The sequence below is a fragment of the Lysinibacillus telephonicus genome (assembly GCF_003966145.1).
Taxonomy (GTDB): Bacteria; Bacillota; Bacilli; order Bacillales_A; family Planococcaceae; genus Ureibacillus; species Ureibacillus telephonicus.
The window spans coordinates 32,625-55,355 of the sequence record NZ_RXNR01000015.1 but is presented as its reverse complement, the minus strand read 5'-3'; the positions used below and the strand labels follow the sequence as shown (position 1 = coordinate 55,355).

At 34.0% G+C, this 22,731-nt stretch carries 18 protein-coding genes; 16 read left to right on the top strand and 2 right to left on the bottom strand.

Going from position 1 to position 22,731, the window contains the following annotated elements:
* Window positions 1-229 precede the first annotated feature (229 nt).
* Window positions 230-1,129 (bottom strand): TetR/AcrR family transcriptional regulator, encoded by a 900-nt coding sequence (locus EKG35_RS07250; protein ID WP_126293776.1) that lies wholly within the window; start codon window positions 1,127-1,129, stop codon window positions 230-232.
* 164 nt (window positions 1,130-1,293) lie between these two features.
* Between EKG35_RS07250 and EKG35_RS07245 the strand changes: the two genes are divergently transcribed.
* The 9 genes from EKG35_RS07245 to EKG35_RS07205 all read left to right on the top strand — a co-directional run bounded on the left by EKG35_RS07245 (window position 1,294) and on the right by EKG35_RS07205 (window position 12,935).
* On the top strand, window positions 1,294-2,778 hold the full coding sequence (locus tag EKG35_RS07245) for a DHA2 family efflux MFS transporter permease subunit (protein ID WP_126293775.1): 1,485 nt from the start codon (window positions 1,294-1,296) through the stop codon (window positions 2,776-2,778).
* Between the two features lie 389 nt (window positions 2,779-3,167).
* Entirely contained in the window at window positions 3,168-4,439 is a 1,272-nt protein-coding gene (locus tag EKG35_RS07240) for a diguanylate cyclase (protein ID WP_185807673.1), read from the top strand.
* A 210-nt stretch (window positions 4,440-4,649) separates the two neighbouring features.
* Window positions 4,650-5,861, top strand: coding sequence for an EAL domain-containing protein (locus tag EKG35_RS07235; protein WP_126293773.1), 1,212 nt, complete (start codon window positions 4,650-4,652; stop codon window positions 5,859-5,861).
* A gap of 366 nt (window positions 5,862-6,227) precedes the next feature.
* Window positions 6,228-7,517, top strand: a complete 1,290-nt coding sequence (locus tag EKG35_RS07230) for a glycoside hydrolase family 18 protein (protein WP_126293801.1) — start codon at window positions 6,228-6,230, stop codon at window positions 7,515-7,517.
* A 189-nt stretch (window positions 7,518-7,706) separates the two neighbouring features.
* The gene (locus EKG35_RS07225; RefSeq protein ID WP_185807672.1) at window positions 7,707-9,938 is read left to right on the top strand and encodes a YcdB/YcdC domain-containing protein; all 2,232 of its coding nucleotides are present in this window, start codon (window positions 7,707-7,709) and stop codon (window positions 9,936-9,938) included.
* 274 nt (window positions 9,939-10,212) lie between these two features.
* Window positions 10,213-10,518, top strand: a complete 306-nt coding sequence (locus EKG35_RS07220; protein ID WP_126293800.1) for an ArsR/SmtB family transcription factor — start codon at window positions 10,213-10,215, stop codon at window positions 10,516-10,518.
* 66 nt (window positions 10,519-10,584) lie between these two features.
* On the top strand, window positions 10,585-11,544 hold the full coding sequence (locus EKG35_RS07215) for a cation diffusion facilitator family transporter (RefSeq protein ID WP_126293771.1): 960 nt from the start codon (window positions 10,585-10,587) through the stop codon (window positions 11,542-11,544).
* Window positions 11,545-11,671: 127 nt separating this feature from the next.
* Window positions 11,672-12,130, top strand: a complete 459-nt coding sequence (locus tag EKG35_RS07210) for a DUF2243 domain-containing protein (protein ID WP_126293770.1) — start codon at window positions 11,672-11,674, stop codon at window positions 12,128-12,130.
* Between the two features lie 10 nt (window positions 12,131-12,140).
* Window positions 12,141-12,935 carry a cytochrome c oxidase assembly protein gene (locus EKG35_RS07205; RefSeq protein WP_126293769.1) on the top strand — a complete coding sequence of 265 codons (795 nt, stop codon included), beginning with the start codon at window positions 12,141-12,143 and terminating at the stop codon, window positions 12,933-12,935.
* A 37-nt stretch (window positions 12,936-12,972) separates the two neighbouring features.
* On the opposite strand, the gene EKG35_RS07200 is transcribed toward EKG35_RS07205, so the two are convergent.
* Window positions 12,973-14,814 carry a DNA ligase D gene (locus EKG35_RS07200; protein ID WP_126293768.1) on the bottom strand — a complete coding sequence of 614 codons (1,842 nt, stop codon included), beginning with the start codon at window positions 14,812-14,814 and terminating at the stop codon, window positions 12,973-12,975.
* Window positions 14,815-14,917: 103 nt separating this feature from the next.
* Between EKG35_RS07200 and ku the strand changes: the two genes are divergently transcribed.
* The 7 genes from ku (at window position 14,918) to EKG35_RS07165 (ending at window position 22,730) form a co-directional block, all read left to right on the top strand.
* Window positions 14,918-15,748 carry a non-homologous end joining protein Ku gene (gene ku / locus EKG35_RS07195; RefSeq protein WP_126293767.1) on the top strand — a complete coding sequence of 277 codons (831 nt, stop codon included), beginning with the start codon at window positions 14,918-14,920 and terminating at the stop codon, window positions 15,746-15,748.
* A gap of 659 nt (window positions 15,749-16,407) precedes the next feature.
* Entirely contained in the window at window positions 16,408-17,376 is a 969-nt protein-coding gene (locus tag EKG35_RS07190; RefSeq protein ID WP_126293766.1) for an ABC transporter ATP-binding protein, read from the top strand.
* Between the two features lie 10 nt (window positions 17,377-17,386).
* Window positions 17,387-18,376 carry an ABC transporter ATP-binding protein gene (locus EKG35_RS07185; RefSeq protein ID WP_126293765.1) on the top strand — a complete coding sequence of 330 codons (990 nt, stop codon included), beginning with the start codon at window positions 17,387-17,389 and terminating at the stop codon, window positions 18,374-18,376.
* Window positions 18,377-18,397: 21 nt separating this feature from the next.
* Window positions 18,398-19,192 (top strand): IclR family transcriptional regulator, encoded by a 795-nt coding sequence (locus EKG35_RS07180; protein ID WP_126293764.1) that lies wholly within the window; start codon window positions 18,398-18,400, stop codon window positions 19,190-19,192.
* A 54-nt stretch (window positions 19,193-19,246) separates the two neighbouring features.
* Window positions 19,247-20,821, top strand: coding sequence for an ABC transporter substrate-binding protein (locus tag EKG35_RS07175; protein WP_126293799.1), 1,575 nt, complete (start codon window positions 19,247-19,249; stop codon window positions 20,819-20,821).
* Window positions 20,822-20,895: 74 nt separating this feature from the next.
* On the top strand, window positions 20,896-21,825 hold the full coding sequence (gene nikB, locus EKG35_RS07170; RefSeq protein WP_126293763.1) for a nickel ABC transporter permease: 930 nt from the start codon (window positions 20,896-20,898) through the stop codon (window positions 21,823-21,825).
* A 2-nt stretch (window positions 21,826-21,827) separates the two neighbouring features.
* Entirely contained in the window at window positions 21,828-22,730 is a 903-nt protein-coding gene (locus tag EKG35_RS07165; protein WP_126293762.1) for an ABC transporter permease, read from the top strand.
* The last annotated feature ends 1 nt before the right edge of the window (window position 22,731 follow it).

The following is a 22,731-nucleotide window of genomic DNA, read 5'->3' as shown; positions in this document are numbered from 1 at the left end:
AATTTCATATAAAAGAGAGTCCCCAAAGTTAAAACGATAAACTTTGGGGATAATTTTTTTATTAAGGTTCTACAATTTAAATAGTTGTACTTAATTCTTTTTGATACGCTGATTTTTTACGGGTTATCATTCTACGTAGCTTTTGGAATCAATCTATATAATTTCTTTTAAAAAATAAGAATAAATTATTAACTATCGCCAAACTATAAATAGGAACTGAAAATATAAATTAATTATTACCCCCACATTTTTTTATATGTAAATAGCGCCAAAAAGCAATAGTGATTTCATTTGCTTCTGCCTCATGTGGTGTATTCTTAAATGGTTTACTAAAGGAGAGTAAAATTGCTTCTAATACGTATATTTTTTCCTCTGTACTTTGTAGTTCCTTTAATAAATAATTAGAAAGTTCGATGCCATTTTCAGGAAAATCATTTGGCAATTTTTCAATAAATCCTTGCAGTTGTTCTATTAACGATTCTTTTGTAACAAGCTGTTCTTCAATCTTTAGATGTAGTGCTTGGATAATATCCGGTGTTATCGTTAAATTTTTTGTTTCAAGAAGACGCGGAATCATAGCATCTATATAGTCTAATACAGATTTTATTACAGCTTCAGGTGAAACTAACTGATTTGTTGCAATGGTAATAGTGCGTATTGTTTGTTGAATCATTCCAGTTGTTTGGACAGCACATTCATAGGCGATATCTCGGATTTTTTCTCCATAAACATCGATAAATCTGCTAGCAAGCCATTCCAATTCAAGAATCATATGTTTTTCAAGTAAAGCTTTTATTTCTTTATCAGCATTACCAGCAAGGGTTTCAAATATTTGTACTAGATTTCGCTTTCGATTGACATGAATTAATAAAGAAATTTGCTTTATGAGAACCGTTTTATCATTTAGTTCTTTATTAACTGCAACTTGATAACGAGCACTGATCGTCTCTTCTCTCGTTTCTTCTAGAATTGCGATTAAGCACTCGCTTTTAGAAGTGAAATGGTTATAAAATGTACCTTTTGAAATATTGGCTGCGGAAATAATGTCATTTATAAATGTATTATTGTATCCTTTTTCAATAAAAAGTTGACGTGCTGCATGGATGATTTGTCGTTTCCTCGTATTCATATCTTCACCTTTTGACTATTTTTTATACTACGAGTATAGTCTGAAAACACTTACATTTCAACATTTTAAATTATGTTTGCTTTTTTATTGAAAAAAATAGACTAGGGGTATAGAATGTATTTCGGGGATTGAAATGAATACAAGAGAGAGAGTGACATACAAAAATGAATTCTGAACAGACGCTGAAAAAGCCCCCTTATTTAATGATTGCTATTTTATTTGTGGGTGCTTTTGTTTCTTTTTTAAATAACACGTTGCTTAATGTTGCTCTACCAACAATGATGGTAGATTTAGATGTTACTTATGCAACGATACAATGGCTTGCTACAGGGTATATGTTAGTAAGTGGAGTTTTAATTCCGGCATCTGCGTTTTTAATTACGCGTTTTAAGACAAGACCGTTATTTATCTTTGCGATGACAATTTTTGCTATAGGGACATTATGTGCCGCAATTGCCCCTAATTTTGCCGTACTATTGACAGGTCGTATGATTCAAGCAGTAGGTTCTTCAGTTATGGGACCTATTTTAATGAACGTTATGTTAATAAGTTTCCCTGTTGAAAAAAGAGGGGCAGCAATGGGGATGTTCGGTTTAGTTATGATAAGTGCACCAGCAATTGGACCAACATTATCTGGTTGGATCGTTGAACATTATGACTGGCGCGTTTTATTTGAAATGATTTTACCGATTGCGATAATTAGTTTACTTTTAAGTATTTGGAAATTGGAAAATGTTCTACCTAACCGAAAAGTTACATTAGATTATTTCTCAATAGTTTTATCATCTATTGGTTTTGGTGGGATTTTATATGGTTTTAGTACTGCAGGTAACGATGGATGGTCTGATCCGATTGTTCTTACAACGATAATCATCGGGGTAATAGGTGTAGTAGCTTTTGTAATTCGACAAATAAAACTGGAATCACCTGTATTAAATATGGAAATCTTTAAGTCTCCACTATTTTCATTATCGGCCATAATCAGTGCAGTTCAAGCAATGGCAATGATGGGTGGAATGATTTTAACTCCAGCCTACGTTCAAAATGTAAGAGGGATTGAACCTTTTGAATCTGGATTAATGATGTTGCCAGGTGCTATCGTAATGGCGATCATGTCACCAATAACAGGACGACTGTTTGATAAGTTTGGTCCAAGAATTTTAGCGGTGACTGGACTTATTATTACATCCGTTTCAACTTTCTATTTATCAAAGTTACAAATTGATTCAACTTATTTCTACATCATCTTTATTTATACAATTCGAATGGTTGGGATCTCTTTAGTTATGATGCCAATTATGACAAACGGTTTAAACTCTTTACCAAGTCGATTAAATCCACATGGTACTGCAGCTAACAATACGATTCAACAAGTAGCTGGTTCAATTGGAACTGCTATTTTAATAGCTGTTATGAATGCACGCACAACTTCTTCTGCCGAAGAATTGGCAAGAGAAGCACAAGCGGGAGCTACTGGTCCTGTGACAAAAGAACAAATGGCAACATTAAAAGCACAAATCACACAGCAAGCATTACTTGATGGAATCCACTTATCATTTATAGTAGCAACTTTAATTACAATTGTTGCTTTAATCTTGTCATTCTTCTTAAAACGAGCAAAAAGTCCAGACAAGATTGAAGCACAATAATTAAATAGAAATGTAAAAGGCGGCTCATAAAAGTGAGCCGCCTTAGATTTTGGCAAATTTATTATTTTAGAAGGGTATTGTCTTAATTCATATAGTAGTTCTATCAGTCGAATTTAAACAGGCAACTAATGTAATAAAATTAAATGATGCTACCAGGATAAGCTAAGGTGAATTAGTATGTTTTCAATTCAAAGGAGTTAGCTGTCCTTTCTTTTTCATAAACCTATTTATTCCTGATTAAATTATTATATAAAAATGATAATATGCTGTATCATTGAGTAAATTTACTAAAGAAGTTATTATTGAGGAAGAAAATTTCAAAGGTTGTAAGTTAAAGGATATATTATTTAAATATATCTAAATTTTTTGACATGAAAGGGGCATTTAAATTGGATTCAAAATATTACGAACAATTTTATAAAAATTCTCCAACAGCCTATTCATGTCAAAAGGTCATTTATGATAATGATGGAGTGCCAATGGACCTTGTCTTTTCTGACTATAATAAAGCCTTTGAAAATTTGATGGAATTGCAAGGCGCCGAAACTTTAAACAAAAGATTTATTGATGTCTTTCCTAACTGTTTGGAAAACATAAATGATTGGAACAAATATATTTTAGATGCAGTCATAAATAAAAAGTCTATTCAATTTGATATAATTCCTTTTTCCTCGCAAAAGTGGATTAGAATGATGATCTTTCCATTACAAAGGGACACTCTTGGGTGTATTTACTCTGATGTAACAAAAGAATATATACAGGACAATGAAATTGAGGGCTTTTTAAATGTAAATATTGATATGCTTTCTGTTGTGAATAGTAATGGCTATTTTTTAAGGGTCAACCAAGCTTTTGAAAGAATACTAGGATATAAAGTGGAGGAACTTGAAGGAAGCAGCTTCACAAAACTTGTTCATGAGGATGATTTATCTTCGACTTTAAATAGAATAAAAGATTTGCAAAACCAAAAACATATTTCTACGTTTATAAATAGAGTGCGTAGAAAGGATGGTGTTTATCGGTATTTAGAATGGCATTCACAACTAAATGGAAAATATATTTATTCATCAGCCAGAGATATTACAGAACGAAGAACATTAGAGGAACAGTTATTTGAAAAAAATAAAAATCTTGCTCAACTAACAGAAGAGTTAAAAGAAAAAAATAAAATATTAAAAACACTTGCACTAACAGATGAATTAACAGGGTTATATAATCGGCATTTTTTAGATCAGAAAATAGTTGATGAAATGAATCAATCAGATATAGATAGGCAATCTCTGTCTATGATTATTATTGATATTGATTTCTTTAAACAAGTGAATGACACTTGGGGGCATCCAGTTGGTGATGAGGTGCTTAAACAAACAGCTCAAATATTGAAAAAAATGCTGCGACATTCTGATACTTTAATTCGTCTTGGTGGAGAAGAATTTATGATTATATTACCAGATACAAACCTTGATAAAGCAATAAATATTGCAGAAAGAGTTCGCAAATCGATTGAACAATTTAAGTATCCTATCGCAGGTCAATTAACGGCAAGCTTAGGTGTTGCACAAAGAGAAATGCTTGAGTCGTTCAATGACTGGTATATAAGAGCGGATAATGCACTTTATAAAGCAAAAGAAATGGAAAGAAACTGTGTGGTAAAGGTGTAATTTAGAAAATAAAATTTATAAAAATTCAATCTACTGATTAAATAATCAATTATATTTATAGTATCATATAAACTTCACTTAAAGAATAAATAAATAAAATGTGTATTCTATAATCGAAGCACATTTGATTATGTTATATTTTGTGACACGAATTTTAGTGTATAATTGATGTAATAAAGTAGTCAGAATTTTTATGTGGGGGTTATATGGATGGATGTTCTGGATTTTTTAGATAAATTAGATGAAATCGACGTTTTATTTGAACCAATTTACAGTGCGGATGAACATGTAATTGTGGCGTACGAAGTTATTGGGGAATATACAAACGAGGGGATAACTTTTAACATTACAGATATTACATATGATGAGTCAATTCCTGCAGATATACGATCAGAAATTGAACAATTTTTAGTAATCAAAGCAATTGAAGCTGCAAAAGACGAGTTGTTACAAAAACAAGTAAAACTCTTTCTACCGTGCAATCCAAATTTATTAATGTTAGATTTCGGGGAAAAATACTTCCAAACTTTAAAAGAATCGATGGATGAAAATCTTTTAAGCTATATTTATTTAGTAATTCCTGAGCATAAGTTTAAAGGGGAGTTTGAGCAGCTTCAACATCCAATTCGTTATATTAAAACATACGGTGTAAAGGTAGCCTTGGACAATATTGGATCGGACAGCAACCTTGACCAAATATTAATGCTGGAACCAGCAGTATTGAAAATCAACGTAAGCCAGCTAAATTATAATGCATGGGGAGCTCAAAACCATGTTTTTACTACAATTCAATCACTTGCAGTAAAAATAGGTGCAGCATTAATGTTTGATAATATTCAAACAGACTATCAATTACATCATGCATGGAAAAGTGGAGCCCGCTATTTTAAAGGCGTTTATTTACAGCAGCCATCAAAACGTTTTATTCCAATAGATACATTAAAAGAACGATTCCGCAATGAGTGTAAGCAATTTATTTCTGCAGAAAAACGATTATTAGAATTAAAGTATGAAGAAATGAAAAAATTACAAAGAACAATTGCAACAATCGTTGAATATACGAAGCCCGATAGTAACGATGTCGAAACATTGTTGCAACTAGCAAATCAATTAGAGAATTATGCATTCCGATTTTATATTTGTAATGATGAAGGTTTTCAGATTTCACCTAATATCGTTCGTAGAAATGGAAAGTGGGATGTTGAAGAAAAGGCTGTAGGGAAAAACTGGAGCTGGCGTCCATATTTCTTATTTAATATTATAAAGCTAAGAAATGATGTAAAAGGCGAGCTTTCTAGTATTTATAGTGATATTGAAACCGGTGAACTAACACGAACTTATTCAATGGCTTTAAATGAACATGAATATTTATTTGTCGATGTTACCTATGACTATTTATATGAGCATAATTTAGTAAACTAAAAATGGATAAACCTTATATGCTTCTCATAGTTTTGATGATTAAATCAAAAACTATGAGAAGTTTTTTTGTTAGATATTTTTTATCGGGAAGTTTCTTATAAGAATTTTAAAAGTATATAGGTGAGTGAATAGGCTTAGAGTCCAACACGATGTTGGTCATGGGAGCGATGTCGCATGGACGCGACGTTCTCTCTCCCCACATAAGCCGCAGATACTGAAACGTATTGATTAAGTAAAAGACAATCTAGTATGAACAATATTTATATGTGTAGACATTTTGTTGTTTTCTGATGTTATGTTCCGGGAAGCGGAAACATAGAATGATAGGTGTAATTACCAATGAACGACAAAAGGGAGGGAAATAAGATTCAAATACATGTTGTTCAACCGGGGCAGTCGTTATGGGGAATAGCACAAGCATATGGTTCAACGGTAGAAAACATTATTCAAGCAAATCAAATAGAAAATCCAGAGCGTTTAGTTGTTGGTGAAGCATTGGTCATTCCAATATACGGGAGCTTTTACTGGGTTCAATCGGGAGATACTTTATACTCTATCGCTCAGCGTTTTGGCGTAAATTATACGACCTTAGCTCAAATCAATGGCATCAACCCGGATGCACCATTAACTGTTGGGATGCGCTTATATATACCACCGATGCAAAGACGAGATGCAGAAGTAAACATTTATATTGAACCAATTGGCGAAACTGTAAGCGAGGAATTATTAAATGAAGCAAGAGCAGTAGGTCCATACTTAACTTATTTAGCGCCGTTTAGTTATGAGGCAAGAAGGGATGGCAGCCTAGATCCTATACCGGTAGAAGGGATTCCGGAAGCTGCAGCTGCTTCAGGAACCACGTTAATGCTTGTTGTCACGAATTTAGAGAATGGTCAATTTAGTGGCGAACTAGGTAGAGCGATTTTACAGAGCTCGGCAGTTCAAGATGTACTTCTTGAGAATATTGTAGAAGAAGCAAGAAGAATCGGAAGTGTTACAGATATTCACTTTGACTTTGAATTTCTTCCGGGAGATCAACGCGAGGCATACAATAACTTCTTAAGAAAAGCGGCGGATTATTTGCATGGAGAAGGGTTTATGATTTCAACTGCTCTAGCGCCAAAAACAAGTGCAGAGCAAGCAGGTCAATGGTATGAAGCACATGATTATAGGGCACATGGAGAAATAGTTGATTTTTCTGTATTAATGACATATGAGTGGGGATATTCGGGTGGCCCACCCATGCCAGTATCGCCAATTCAAGAGGTTGAAAGAGTGTTGGACTATGCTTTAACTGAGATGCCAGCAAATAAAATTATGATGGGGCAAAATTTATATGGATACGATTGGACTCTTCCGTTTGTAGAAGGGGGTCAATATGCGAGAGCTCTAAGTCCTCAAAGAGCAATCGAGCTTGCTAAACAACATGATGTTGTCATTCAATATGACTATACGGCCCAAGCTCCTCATTTTAATTATGTGGATGATGAAGGAAATGCGCATAAAGTTTGGTTTGAAGACGCACGTTCAATCCAAGCAAAATTTAACTTGATGAAAAGATTAAATCTTAGAGGAATTAGTTTTTGGAAATTAGGATTCGCATTCCCGCAAAACTGGCTCTTAATTAATGAAAATTTCAATGTAGTAAAGAGATAGATAACATAAAATTGAGCAGTCACTTAGGCTGCTCTTTTTTAACGCTTATAATAAAACTATTAAGCTTAGTCTTTTTGTAATTCTTAATGCATAGGATAAGTGGGATGAAAATATAAACAGAAATTCCTATTTTTTATCCTAGATAAATATAATAGAATGTTACTAACAAATATTAGGAGGGTTATTTTGGTGAAAATAAATAAAATTGGATTCTCAATAACAGCTGCGGTAATGTCTTTTGGTATGATGTCAGCAGCAAGCGCTGACACAAATAGTGTTGAACAGCCTAAACAAATCGAAATTAAAGTGGCGTCAACGGAAAACACGGTTACTAAAAATGACTTAATAAAAAAATTAAATGAAGTTTTTCCGAATAAATTCAACTTTTTATCAGCAAGCGATTTTCAAATGAGTAGAGGTCATTACTACCCTGAGGATAAGACAGTACGATATGATTTAAACTTTTCGAAAAAAGTACAGGGCAAGGATGTTTATGGCTATATCACCTTTGTAGGTGAGGATTTAGAAATTGAAAATTTTGATTATCAACCTGCAAATGTTGCTGATGCGCTCTTCCCAGCAAAAATCTCTAAGGAAGAAGCACAAAAAATTGCAGAGGATTTTATAAAGAAGTTTCCGAACGGGGAACAATATCAATTTGATAAGAATAATAGTGACTCATACTCTTATTATTCAAATAATCTACTGACGGAGCCAATTCGTTATTCATTTTCATTTATACGCACTAAAAACCAAGTTGAAATTTTTGATCAAAGAATACATGTAACTGTACTTGGCAATGGTGAAATAGTTCAATTTTATAGCTATCCTATGGCAAGTAAGTCTGTAGGATTTGATGATGTTCAAAAAGTGAAAAATAAAGATGAAATATTGGAGAAGATAAAAGAGAATCTTCAAGTTCAATTGCAATATCAAATTAACTATGAATATCCATATGATAAACGAACTGTGGAACTAGTGTATAGTCCATCAGGCCAATTTACCGGTGTACATGCTTTAACAGGACAGTGGCAGACGGAAAGCGGGTTCACTCAAGACTTGCCGAAAGCTAAAGAAATTGAAACAATTGTCCCTAAACCATTAGCGCCAAGACAAGAAGGTATTACTCCTGATGAGGCAAAAAATATTGCAGAAAAACTGCTTAAGGTGGATTCAGATGAAATAACCTTAACAATTGATAGTGTTGAAGAACAAACAGATTATAACGGTAGAGAAGTTTATAGTATTAGTTACATGTATAACTACAAAAATGGCGGCCATGGGACAGTACTGCAAATTGATAAAAATACAGGAGAACTAATTGACTATTACGATATAAAAAATGATGTCTTAGGAGAGCTTGGAAAAACGGATAATAAAAATAAAATAACAAGCGACCAAGCGTTAACAAAAGCAATAAATTATTTAAAAGAATATGCGCCGTCTTATCTACATGAATATGCTTTACCGATCAATGAGCCGTATGCCGATGAAGTAAGTGGCATCTATAATTTTTCATTCCCAAGAGTTGTGAATGGAATTATTGTGTCAGGGGATGGAATCCACATTGGAATTAAATTCGATGGTTCATTAAACAGTTTATCTATAAGTCATCTAGAATTTGAAAATTGGCCGTCAACTAGCAATATTATTTCCGAAGAAGAGGCACTACAACGCTTTAAAGATGGATTAGGTTTGAAGCTTCAATATATAATGCAAGGAAGTAATGATGAAGAAAGTCATTATTCTCTAGTTTATACACCTATCTTTAATGACAAAGGCACAAACTCTTTTGATGCAACTAACGGAGAATGGACAAGCATGTTCAATGAAAAAGATTACCCTGTAATTTCGCATCCAACTGCAGAGCAGGAATTAAATTATCTAATTCAAAATAACATTTTAGAAGTAAAAGATAGTAGCTTTAATGCAGATGCTACGATTACAAAAGGGGAAGCGTTAAAAACAATCGTAAAGTCTTTAACGTATTTCTATGATGAGTATAATATTAGATATGAGGAGCAGGTACATCCTCAAACATTTGAAAACATTGGCCCTGACCACCCTTATTATAGTGTTGTTGAACAAGCTGTATCTATGGGGATTCTAAATCCTAATAACCAAGATTTAAATACAAGCGCCCTAGTTACTCGTGAAGAGCTTGCCGTTTGGTATGTACGAGCACTAGGTTTAGAGCAAGCAGCATCACATAATGATATTTATAAGCTTGATATAAAAGATGCAAAAGAAGTAACTTATACGGGTTATGTTGCATTGGCAGATGCACTAGAATTATTACCAACAGAGAATGATTTATTTAAACCGAAAGAAAATGTTACTTATGCTGAACTAGCAGTTTCAACAATCCGTCTAGCACACAAAGTTTATGAAAACCGAGTTAATGGTTACCGATACTATTAAAGTAAAAATTATTTTAAAAATTTGTTTTACAATTGAGAATCTGCTCATCCTAGTTTTTGAGGATGTGCAGATTTTTCGCCTATTTAGGACTCGTTTATGGAGAATTTTGGCCGAAAATGAGAAGTCTAAATTCGGAACGTTTTATAACAGATTTTTTTCTTATAATTGGTAAAATTAAATGGACAGAATGAACTTTTAAGAATAAAATATTCATATATGAATACATAATCATATACGAATTTATAAAAGGAAGAGGAGATTCAAATTGGAAGAAATGAAAGTTAATCCTCATGATTTAGATGAAGAAACATTGTTTCTTGTATCGCAAACGTTTAAAGCATTAAGTGATCCAACTCGAATTCGTATATTAAATTTACTCTTTAATAAAGAGTATTCAGTAAATGAAATTGCTGAAACATTGGATTTAAGACAATCTACTGTTTCGCATCAGCTTCGTTTTTTAAAAAATTTGCGATTAGTGAAATATCGTCGTGAAGGGACATCTTTATTTTATTCATATGACGATGAACACGTAATGAACATGTTAAAGCAAACGATTGAGCATGCTATTCATAGTTAAATTAAAAACAAACTAACAAATATGATTATATGAACATATAATAATTTATAACGAAGGAGGAGTATCATGGGACATGGACACGACCATGCACATCACGATCATTTACATGGCGCAAATAAAAAAACATTGACAATAGCGTTTTTTATTATAGCTGTTTTTATGTTACTTGAAGTAGTTGGTGGTTTATTGACAAATAGCTTGGCACTGCTTTCTGATGCAGGACATATGTTAAGTGATGCTATCTCACTTGGAGTAGGTGTTTTAGCGTTTAAATTTGGCGAAAGAGTAGCTAACTTTAGTAAAACATATGGATATAAACGATTTGAAATATTAGCTGCGGTTTTTAATGGAGTCACATTAATACTTGTTTCTGTTTTTATTTTTATCGAAGCAATTAAGCGATTTACGTCTCCTCCTGAGATTGCTTCAACTGGAATGCTAGTCATTGCAATTGCAGGGTTGCTTGTAAATATATTAGTTGCTTGGATTTTATTACGTGGTGGGGATACTAAAGAAAATTTAAATTTACGTGCAGCATTTCTTCACGTCGTAGGGGATATGTTAGGTTCTGTAGGTGCTATTGTTGCAGCACTTCTTATAATGTTCCTTGGATGGGGATGGGCGGATCCGCTTGCAAGTATAGTGGTAGCGATAATTGTCCTTATGAGCGGATATAGAGTTACAAAAGATTCCATCCATGTTCTAATGGAAGGTGTACCAAGCAATATACAAATGGATGAAATTATTCGTGTTTTTAAAAATAAAGCTGGTGTAATAGATATACATGATTTACATGTATGGTCCATTACAAGTGGCCAAAATGCGCTTTCCTGCCATGCTGTTGTCGAAGATGATTTGTCGCTCCATGAAAGCCAAGCGCTCTTAAAATCAATTGAACACGATCTAGCCCATTTAGGAATTGGTCATATAACGGTTCAAGTTGAATGCAGTCACCACTCACACGAAAACTCGATCTTATGCAAACACGATAGTTCATTAAATCATCATCATGTTCATAGCCATTAAACATAAACATTAATCTCCACAAACTTGTGGAGATTTTTTCTTTGGAAAACGTAGCCCAACTTATAGATTTTAAGTAATTTGGATAAAATTTGTTTGTTAGAGTATTTGATTAAGGGTGAGCGATGTTATGCAAAAACGGAAAAGTCATACTGATATATCGTTTAATATTTGGTCGGGAATATTTTTTGGTTTAGGGGCTGTTGCTTTTATAGATGAAGCTGTTTTTCATCAACTTTTGCATTGGCACCATTTTTATGATTTATCTACAACTAGTATAGGTCTGATATCAGATGGCTTGTTTCATGCTTTTAGCTGGTTTGCAACAGTTGCATCACTATTTATGGTTGCGGATTTAAAAAAGAGAAGGGTGTTTAATTTTAAACTGTGGATGGGTGCAGAATTATTAGGTGCTGGTTCATTTCAATTGTACGATGGAATCATTCAACATAAGTTAATGAGGATTCACCAAATTCGCTATAATGTTGAGATTATTTATTATGATATTGCTTGGAATGTATTAGCAGCAATTCTTATTGTAATTGGATTTGTATTAATTAAAAAACAAATAAATCTAATCAAAAAGTAGGCGAGGTTTAATGCATACACATCACCAACCAATTTCTGAGAATAATGTATTTGATACTATTATTTTAAGCATACCATTTATGTTTATTATTTTTATATTTATAATGGCTGTTTACATGGCGAATAAAAAATATCAAAGATGGCCTGTTTATCGAATTGTTTTTTTTATTGTTGGGATTCTTTGTATTGCTTCTGCATTAATAGGGCCAATTGCAGAACGTGCCCATACAAGTTTTCAAGCACATATGATAATGCACTTGCTCCTTGGAATGCTGGGGCCGCTGTTAATTAGTCTATCAGCACCGATGACGCTTGTATTAAGAAGCTTATCTATAAAGCATGCAAGACGGCTTAGCAAATTGTTAAAAAGCGCTTATGTGCAATTTATTTGTCATCCGATAACTGCCACGATTTTAAATATAGGCGGGCTATGGGTGTTGTATACTACTGACTTATTTTCGATGATGCATTCTTCAATAATTATTTACACGCTGGTCCACTTGCATATATTTTTAGCTGGATATGTATTTACTATTTCCATGATTTATATTGACCCGACACCACATCCGACAAGTTTTTATTTGCGTGCTTGTATTTTAGTAATTGCAATGGCAGGCCATAGTATATTATCAAAATGGATTTATGCAAATCCCCCAGCCGGTGTCGAAAGTACTGATGCAGAACTGGGTGGGATGATGATGTATTATGCGGGAGATGAAATTGATTTAGTTATAGTTGTAATATTATGTTATCAATTTTTTAAAGGAAATAGTTATTGGGCTAAAAAAGCACACTTGTTATCTTAAAAAGATAATAGTAAAAACCTCCACAGGCCGATGGAGGTTATTTCTTTTTTATAAGCTCTTGAAGAGAGGTTAGTACTGGTTTGAAGTTTTGCACTTTGCCAATTTTAAAGAAATCTTTAAAAGGATCGCCAATTGAATTAATTCGATCTAGTATAGCAGGGATTGGAAATAAGCTTGGGTTCAATTTTTCATTTACTTCATGCCATTGTATAGGTGTTGCAATTAGTCCTCTTTCATTTCCTCTTGGGGAATATGGGGCAATAATTGTTTTCCCTTCAGCATGTTGTACATAATCTAAATACAATTTATTACCACGGTTCTTTTTCAAACGCTCAGTCGTAAACCAACGGGGTTCCTGCTCGCATAAAAAATTACAAACAAACTCTGTGAAAACCCGAGTTTCATCGTAAGAAAATGTATCCTTCGGCAAGGGAATATATACTTGCAATCCTTTTCCACCAGACGTTTTAATAAATGACAGCAGCTTAAAATTATCAAATATTGATTTCATTCTTAAGGCCGCCTCGATTGCAAGCGAAAATTCTTCAACTGATGGCGGGTCTAAATCAAAAACAATTTCAGTTGGATATTTCGTGTCAATCGTTTGAAAAGGTATATGAAATTCTAATGCCAGTTGATTTCCCAACCATAATAAAGAATCAATATCATTACATACAATATAATCAATATCCTCTTCCCTTTTTGTTTCAATAAAGTCTGGTATATAGTCAGGCGCGTTTTTTTGATAAAAGCTTTCTCCAGGAACACCATGTGGAAATCGAATGGCTGTTAGTAGTCGATTGTTTAAAAATGGTAGAAAAAATGGAGAAACTTGCTGAAGATAATAAATATAATCATCCTTTACTAAGTTAAGGACAGGCCAAACTGGTTTATCAGGATGAGTAATCTCTACTTTTTCTGGGATTGGATTTAATTGCCGCAGCATCGTTTTCCAAGTTACCTCAGTAGGGTTAACATCAAACCGAAACCCTGCAAAGCGCGGTTCTCGCAACTTATCACCTGTAAGGCTAATACAAGCAACATCAACACAAATGGAAGGTGGAATCTCCCAAGTCATTGAGGAGGTTTGTTTGCCGTTAGATTGAAAAAACTTTGCTAAAGTTTTTAACTCTTCATCAGATAGTCCGTGGCGAAAAATTGTTACTTCTTCTAAGGTTTCTCCCCCAAAAACCGCTCCATTAAAATAGCCATTCTCTTGATCATACTTTGTTAGTACAACTGTAACAATAAGCCAATTTTTCACTTTCAGCCATTGGTTTGAGCGTTTTCCAATTTCCCATAAACTTGTTTTTTTCTTAGCAATTACACCTTCGCCATTATATTTTTTTACTTCATTCCAAACCAAGTTTTCATTTTCAAATATTTCTATCGACTGGATTTCTCCCTTAACTTGAAAATTTGGTTGAAGCGAAAATTGTAATAATTGAAAGATGTCAGTTAAAACCTTTTTTCTTTCTGTTAGTTGGGATTGAGTTAAATCCTTTCCTTTATAACGGAGGACATCAAACACAATTAGACTGCAAGGGAATGTTTTGCTTGCCTCGGTTATTGTTTTTTTTGCTCTCATTTTCCCTCGAGATTGAACAATCGAAAAGTTACTTTTGAAATTATTCACTAGGTAAACAATCTCTCCGTCGAGTGTAATTGGCAACAGAGGAGCGATTCGTTCATATTGTTCATTACAAAATTGAACAATTTCGGGAAAAAGGTGTGTAAGCTCTTTGCCGTTGCGACTAATGAAGATTGGCCCATTTTCTTCTAAATGCAGGATGCATCTATAGCCATCATATTTCACTTCATAAATCCAATCATTTCCGTTAGGTAATGAATCAGCAGAAGTTAAAAGCATTGGTTTCATATTAAAATCCTCTTTTTTCTCTTAGTTTTTTGACTGATTTGCTTCTGTTATACATAGAAAAGAGGTATATGCGTGCATAATAAGAAAAAAGAAGGTGAAGTTTATGCATACAGTGTGGAAAGGCAGTATTAGCTTTGGACTCGTGAATATCCCAGTAAAGCTCCACACAGCAACAGAAAATAAAGATATAAAGCTGCGCCAACTGCATAAAGAATGCAATAGTCCAATCAGTTATCAAAAGGTTTGTCCTGTTTGCGATAAAGAAATTAAAAATGAAGATATAGTAAAAGCATATGAGTACTCAAAAAACAAATTCGTAGTACTTGATGATGAAGAGTTAGAAAAGCTAAGGAAAGAAAATGAAGAGAAAGCTGTAGAAATTATTGAATTTGTAAAATTGGAAGAAATAGATCCGATCTATTTTGAACGTAGTTATTTTTTGGCGCCTGATAGTGGTGGAGGGAAAGCGTACGCATTGTTAAGAAAGGCATTAAGCGATTCAGGTAAAATAGGTGTCGCAAAAATAACAATTCGTTCAAAGGAGCAGCTGGCAATTGTTAGAGTTTATGGACAAACTCTGTTAATGGAAACAATCCATTTTCCTGATGAAGTTCGTAATGTTGAAGAAGTACCGAATATTCCAAGCGAGGATAAAGTTGTTCAAAAAGAACTTGATACTGCATTAATGTTAATTGATCAGCTGACCGCAAAATTTGAACCAGAAAAGTATCAAGATGATTATCGCACTGCATTGCTTGAATTAATAGAGCAGAAGAGATCAGGAGAGGTTACAGTTACAGCTACTGAAAAAGAAGCGGTAGTGCCATCTGATATGACAGATTTGATGGCTGCATTACAGGCTTCTCTCGATAGAACATCAAAAAAGAAACCTACTGTTCGAAAAAGAAAGACAAAAGAAAAGAAGGAAGCATAAAGATAAAAGGTGTAGAGAGAAGCAAATATATTTTTGCTTCTTTCTACACATTATAATTTTAAATTTATTAGAGGAAATAACGTAGTCCAAAAGTGCTATTTTTAATAAAATATAAAAATATTGTAAAATATACTTTTTAGAAATATTTCCTAATAAAAGTATAAAAAATACATACTAAATAATTATTTGATCTAGACATATATATGTTAATTATTTAAGTGAATAAGCTAGAAATTGTCTCTGAAGGTACGCTATTACCTTTGGGGATTTTTTTATTTCTTATATGAAAATTGTAAATGAAGGTACTCTATCTTTACAAATTCTTCACAATAGATAATCTCTTATTAACGTTTGAATGTAACCTATAATTTATATTTACACATTAAAAGCACTGTTTTCTATTGAAATAGTTGGGTTAATCAAATTATTATAATTTTCACTATACTACAATAACAATGCGAGAGGGTGCATAAAAAAACTGATTGAAATCTTTTGACGATTATGAATAAAATAAAAAATATAAAAACTCGATTTCAAATTTTGAATTATCGATTTCATATTTTGAAATCGATGCCCAGTTTATTAGCATATAATTATTTAATTTAAAGATCTAAAAAAAGATTGCAATATGTAATCTTCTTATTTAAGGGGTGAATCCTATGACAGAAAGTGTACTGCAAGTTAAGGAATTAAAACTTGGAATTAGCAATGGCAAGCATAAAATTCCAATTGTTAACGGCGTATCATTTAACTTAAATAAAGGCGAGACATTAGGAATTGTTGGTGAATCAGGCTGTGGCAAAAGCTTAACATCACTGGCATTAATGGGACTGTTGCCTCCTGGGATTGAGTGGCAGGATGGGGATATAAAAATAACTGAGCAAAGTATGAAGGGAGTAAGCCATAGAGTTTGGCGCTCTGTTCGAGGACAAAAAGTTGCGATGATTTTTCAAGAACCAATGAGTTCATTAAATCCTGTTTTTACAATTGGGAATCAAATTGTTGAAATGATACAAAGCCATAACAAAATGCCGAAAGAAGAAGCAAAACAACATGCAATACATATGTTAAAAACACTTGGTATACCAAGAGCCGAAGCAGTTTTTAATGAATACCCCCATCAACTTTCTGGTGGGATGAGACAAAGGGTTATGATTGCGATGGCACTATCTTGTAATCCTGATATTTTAATAGCAGATGAACCAACAACTGCTTTAGACGTTACAATCCAAGCACAAATTTTAGAATTAATGAAAGATCTACAACAAAAAATGGATATGTCCATTATTTTAATAACCCATGATTTAGGTGTTGTAGCTGAAATGTGTGACCGTGTAATTGTTATGTATGCAGGTGAGATTGTAGAACAGTCCACAGTTGTAGAATTGTTTGATAATCCCAAACATCCTTATACAAAAGGGCTACTGGCTTCCCTGCCAAAAATTGAAGAGAGGAAGGAATATCTATCCTCTATCAAAGGGGTAGTTCCAACAGCGGGAAATATGCCGGGGGGATGCAGATTCGCTCCAAGATGTACTGCAAGACATGAAAAATGTGATGTAAAACCTGTTTTAAGAAATTATAATGATCAGTCCATGGTTCAATGCTGGCTCTATTCTGATAATTAGGAGGTGTTTGATGGTGACGTCCATAAAAGAAAGAGAAACTTTGTTAAAAGTAGAGCATCTTTCAAAGCATTTTATCGTAAAGAAGGGCTTTGGCAAGGAAAATGTCCAAACGATTAAAGCGGTAGATGATGTTTCATTTGAAGTGAAAAAAGGAGAAACATTTGGAATCGTTGGTGAATCTGGCTGTGGAAAAAGTACAACGGGAAGAACGATTCTTAGATTATTGGAACCTACTTCAGGAAATGTAATTTTCGATGGTGAAAATATCGCAGCATTAAATACTAAAGAAATGCGTTCTAAAAGAAGGGATATGCAAATCGTATTTCAAGATCCTTTCGCTTCTTTAAATCCTAGAATGAAAGTTTATAACATTATTGAAGAACCACTAATAAATTTTGGAATAAAAGATTCTACTGAAAGAATGAAGAGAGTTTATGAAGTAGCTGAACATGTTGGATTGTCAAAAGCACAGCTAGATAGACTTCCACATGAATTTTCCGGAGGGCAGAGACAAAGAATTGGAATTGCGCGAGCACTTGTTTCTCGACCAAAATTAATAATTGCAGACGAACCTGTTTCAGCTCTTGATGTTTCGATTCAATCACAAGTATTGAATTTAATGAGGTCTCTTCAAAAGGAAATGGATTTAACGTATATCTTCATTTCCCATGATTTAAATGTTGTAAATCATTTCTGTGATCGAATCGGTGTTATGTATTTAGGGAAAATGGTAGAAATTGCAGATAAAGATGAGTTGTTTAAAAATCCTATGCATCCATATGCAAAGGCGTTGTTTTCTGCACTTCCTAAGTCCCATCCTTTGCAAAAAAAGGAGAGAATCGTATTACAGGGAGATGTACCAAGCCCTGCAAACCCACCTAGTGGATGTATGTTCCATACCCGTTGTTTCGAATGTATCGATAAATGTAAAACTGATATTCCAGTATTGAAAGCAATAAACAATCAACATAGAGTATCATGCCACCTTTATGCAGAATGATAAGAGAGTAGGGGTTGCTCCATGAGTAAAACACTGGAAAAAGCAATTCAATTATTTGATCTTTTTACAAACGAAAAACCTATTTGGACAATGGATGAAATCTCTGAATATACGAAAATTCCAAAGCCAACAGTTTATCGTTTATTAAAAATCTTTGTGGAAAATGGATTTTTACAAAAAATGCCTTTTGATAAATCAGAGCAAAATTCAGAAGGTTACCGATTTTCACTGGGATTGAAGTTTTTAGAGTTAGGCAATATCGTGTCTGCAAATTTAGATGTTCGCAATATAGCATTACCACATATGAAATCCCTTCAATTAGTATTTAATGAAGCAGTTCAACTTGCTTTTAAAGATGGACATGAAGGTATCTATGTTGAAAAGGTAGAAAGCACGAGGCCAGTACGTTTATACACAAGGACCGGAAGAAGGGCTCCCCTCTATGCTGGAGCATGTATGAGGACTATTTTAGCTTTTCAATCGAAAGAAGAAATTGACCAAATTCTATCCGAACCACTTACTAATTATGCAAGTGGAACACCTAAAACAAAAGAAGAAGTGTACAGGCTTTTAGAATGCTGTCGAAAAGAAGGCTATTCTTACAGTGTATCGGAGCTTGAGGAAGGAACAGTATCTATAGCAGTACCGGTATTTAATCACGAAGGTAAAGTGTTGTATTCGTTAAGTATTGCGGGGATCATCACATCTATACCGGAGAAAGATAGAAAGTATTTTGTTCAAGAATTATGGAATGCTGCTGCTATCATTTCATCACTTATTGGTTATAAACAACCTTATCCATATGGGGTTTTATAATAAAAAACTAAATATCATATTTAACAAATAGGGAGGAAAGAGAAGATGCAAAAAATGAAACATTTATTTTTGTTATGTTCACTATCAATAGTTTTAGTTCTAGCTGCTTGTTCTGGAGGAAACTCTAGTTCGTCAGAAGCCGGCGATAATGCTGCGGGTTCTTCTGAAAACCCAGCGAGTTCAAGAGGAAATGAACTAGTAATTGGGGTATCATCTGAACCGCAAAACTGGGATCCAATTGATACGTTCTTACTAGATTGGAGCACAGTTGCAACATCAGTATTTGAAGGTTTAGTAGATCGCAATAATGATTTAGAAATTCAACCAGGATTAGCGGAATCATGGGAGTATGTTGATGATAAAACTTTAGTATTTAAACTTCGCCAAGGTGTAACATTCCATAATGGTGAAGCTTTTAATGCAGATGCAGTTAAATATACATTCGATCGTTTATTAGGAGAACAAGGTCAACAAGGACCGCAATATTCAAACTATACATCTATTGAGAGTGTAGAAGTAAATGATGAATATACTGTTACTTTCCACTTAAACACGATTGACCCTGTAATACTAACAAAATTAGCTAGTTATGGAGCAGTAATAGTTCCTCCAGGCTATATTGAAGAAAATGGCGAGGAATATTTTGATACACATCCAGTAGGTACAGGGCCATTTAAAATGACTGGTTATGAGCGTGATCAACAAATCGTTTTAGAGAAAAATGAAAACTATTGGAAAGAAGGATTACCAAAGTTAGATAAGGTAACATTTAAAGTTATCCCAGAAGCTTCAACTCGTTTAGCTGAATTACAAACAGGTTCAATTGACATTATGAAACGAGTAGAGGTATCACAAGCAGAAACGGTTAAATCGACTGATTATTTAGAATTAATGGAAACAGGTACTCCAACAGTATTTGCGCTGCGTTTTGATACTAGTATAGAACCTTTTGACGATGTGAAAGTGCGTCAAGCATTTAACTATGCAATAGATCGTAATGCGTTAATTGAAGAGATTTTAGGCGGATATGGAATACCAATTGCAACTTTCCAAAGTGAATTATCATTTGGTTATAACCCTGACTTAGAACCATATCCATATGATCCAGAAAAGGCGAAGCAATTATTACAAGAAGCCGGCGTTACAGAAGGTACAACTGTTGATGTTTATATCCCTGGTTCTGACGGGAACTTTAAAGAAATAACTCAGGCGGTTGCTTTCTACCTAGAGCAAGTGGGTATTAAATTAAATATTAATACTGTTGATGTAACTACTTTGAACTCTGATTTAATTCCAAATGGCAATGCTGGAGGTATGTATCGTAATGGTTGGGGAGGCTGGACTCTAGACTTTGATAATACAGCGTACCAAATGTACCACTCCGGTGAATTTTGGAATCCAACATTCTATGATGAAGAAATTGAACGTTTGTTAGAAGAACAACGAAATTCAGTTGACCAAGAAGAGCGTGAAGCAATCTTTAAGCAATTAACACAAAGACTATATGAATTAGCTCCAGAGGTTAACCTTTATCAAGCAGTAGATTTATATGCAGTAAATAAACGTGTAGTGGACTTCAACCCTCCACATGATGACCGTCTACGTTTAGAAGAGGTTAGTGTGCAATAGGTTTTAAAACTGGAGAGATAGTATGGTTTCACCGTACTATCTCTTTTATTCCATCAAGTAAGGATGTGAAAGTGTTGCTATCTTATATTGTTAAAAGAATTTTTCATGCAATTTTAGTTGTAATTGTTATTTCACTTATTGTGTTCTTTTCAATACGACTAACAGGAGACCCTGTAGCCATAATGTTTGGAGCGGGTGAGCCAAGCCAGGAAGCAATAGATCAGTTAACTGCAGAATTAGGTTTAGACCAACCATTACATATTCAATATGGGCTGTTTATGAAAGGATTGTTAACTTTCGATTTAGGGGAGTCTTTTAGAAGTGGTATTCCTGTAATGACGCTTATTGCAGAAAGAGTATGGCCGACTATGCTGCTGGCTTTTGGTGGAATGGTAGTAGCACTGTTAATTGCATTTCCAGTTGGTATTATTTCTGCAATTAAACGGGATACTTTTTTAGACTTCGGTGGTCGAGTATTTTCACTTATTGGTATATCGTTCCCAAACTTTTGGCTTGGTATTATGTTAATTTTAATTTTTGCAGTAAATCTCCAATGGCTGCCTGCGTCTGGGTTTGAAGGATTTAAATACTTAATCTTACCATCGATAACGCTTGGACTTATTTTATCTGGTGTATTGGCTAGGTTGGTGCGTTCCTCAATGTTGGAAGTATTAAACCAACAATATATTCGTACAGCAGAATCAAAGGGAATCAGTAAATGGGTAGTCATATTAAAACATGCATTTAGAAATGCATTATTACCAACTACAACATTTATTGGACTTCAATTTGGTGCGCTATTAGGCGGAACAGTTATTATAGAGCAAGTATTTGCTTGGCCGGGAATTGGCCGTTTAATTATTGATGCTATCAACCAACGTGACTATCCAGTTGTTCAAGGTGGAGTCGTATTTTTAGCACTTGTAATGGTAGTAGTTAATTTAATCGTCGATCTAAGTTATTCACTTATTGACCCTCGAATTAAAGCTGGAAAGGGGAAATAGATATGGAACAAGTAGCTGAAGTTACAAATTCTTCTCCTAAGAAGACATCAATCCTTTCAAAGATTTTTAAATTTATAAGAAAAAATCCTATAGGAATTTTAGGGATGATACTTGTTGCGGGAACGGTGGTTTGTGCTGTTTTCGCACCATGGATTGCACCCTATGATCCATCTCAAGCAAGCTTAACTGCGAGATTAGATGTTCCTTCTTTTACTGATGATACAGGAGAGTCACAGTATCTTCTTGGTGGAGACCAATTGGGTCGGGACTTATTAAGTAGAATGATTTATGGAGCAAGAATATCACTAATTGTAGGGATATTTGGTGTTCTTATTTCTCTTGTAATCGGAACGATAATGGGATTAGTATCAGGTTATTTTGGTAAATGGCTTGATGACCTAATTATGCGTATAGCTGATATTCAATTGGCTTTTCCATTTATGTTATTTGCCATTGTTGTAATGAGCGTTTTAGGTACTGGAATATGGAAAATTGTCATTATTTTAGGTCTCACATATTGGGTTGGATTTGCTCGCCTCATTAGGGGACAAGTAATTTCATTAAAGGAACAAGAATTCGTACAAGCAGCAAAAGCAATCGGTGGATCGAATACACGTATAATTTTGAAACATATTTTACCGAATGTGTTATCGTCAATTTTAGTTCTTAGTACGATGTATATCGCAGAATTTATTTTACTGGAAGCTTCCTTAACGTTCTTAGGTTTAGGTGTAGACCCTACAATTCCTTCTTGGGGAGGAATGTTAGCAGACAGCAGAAATTATATTACGACTGCATGGTGGACTTCTGTATTCCCTGGTATTTCAATAATGCTGACAGTTCTAGGATTTAACCTGCTTGGTGATTGGTTAAGAGATAAGTTTGACCCTAATTTAAAGGCGTAGG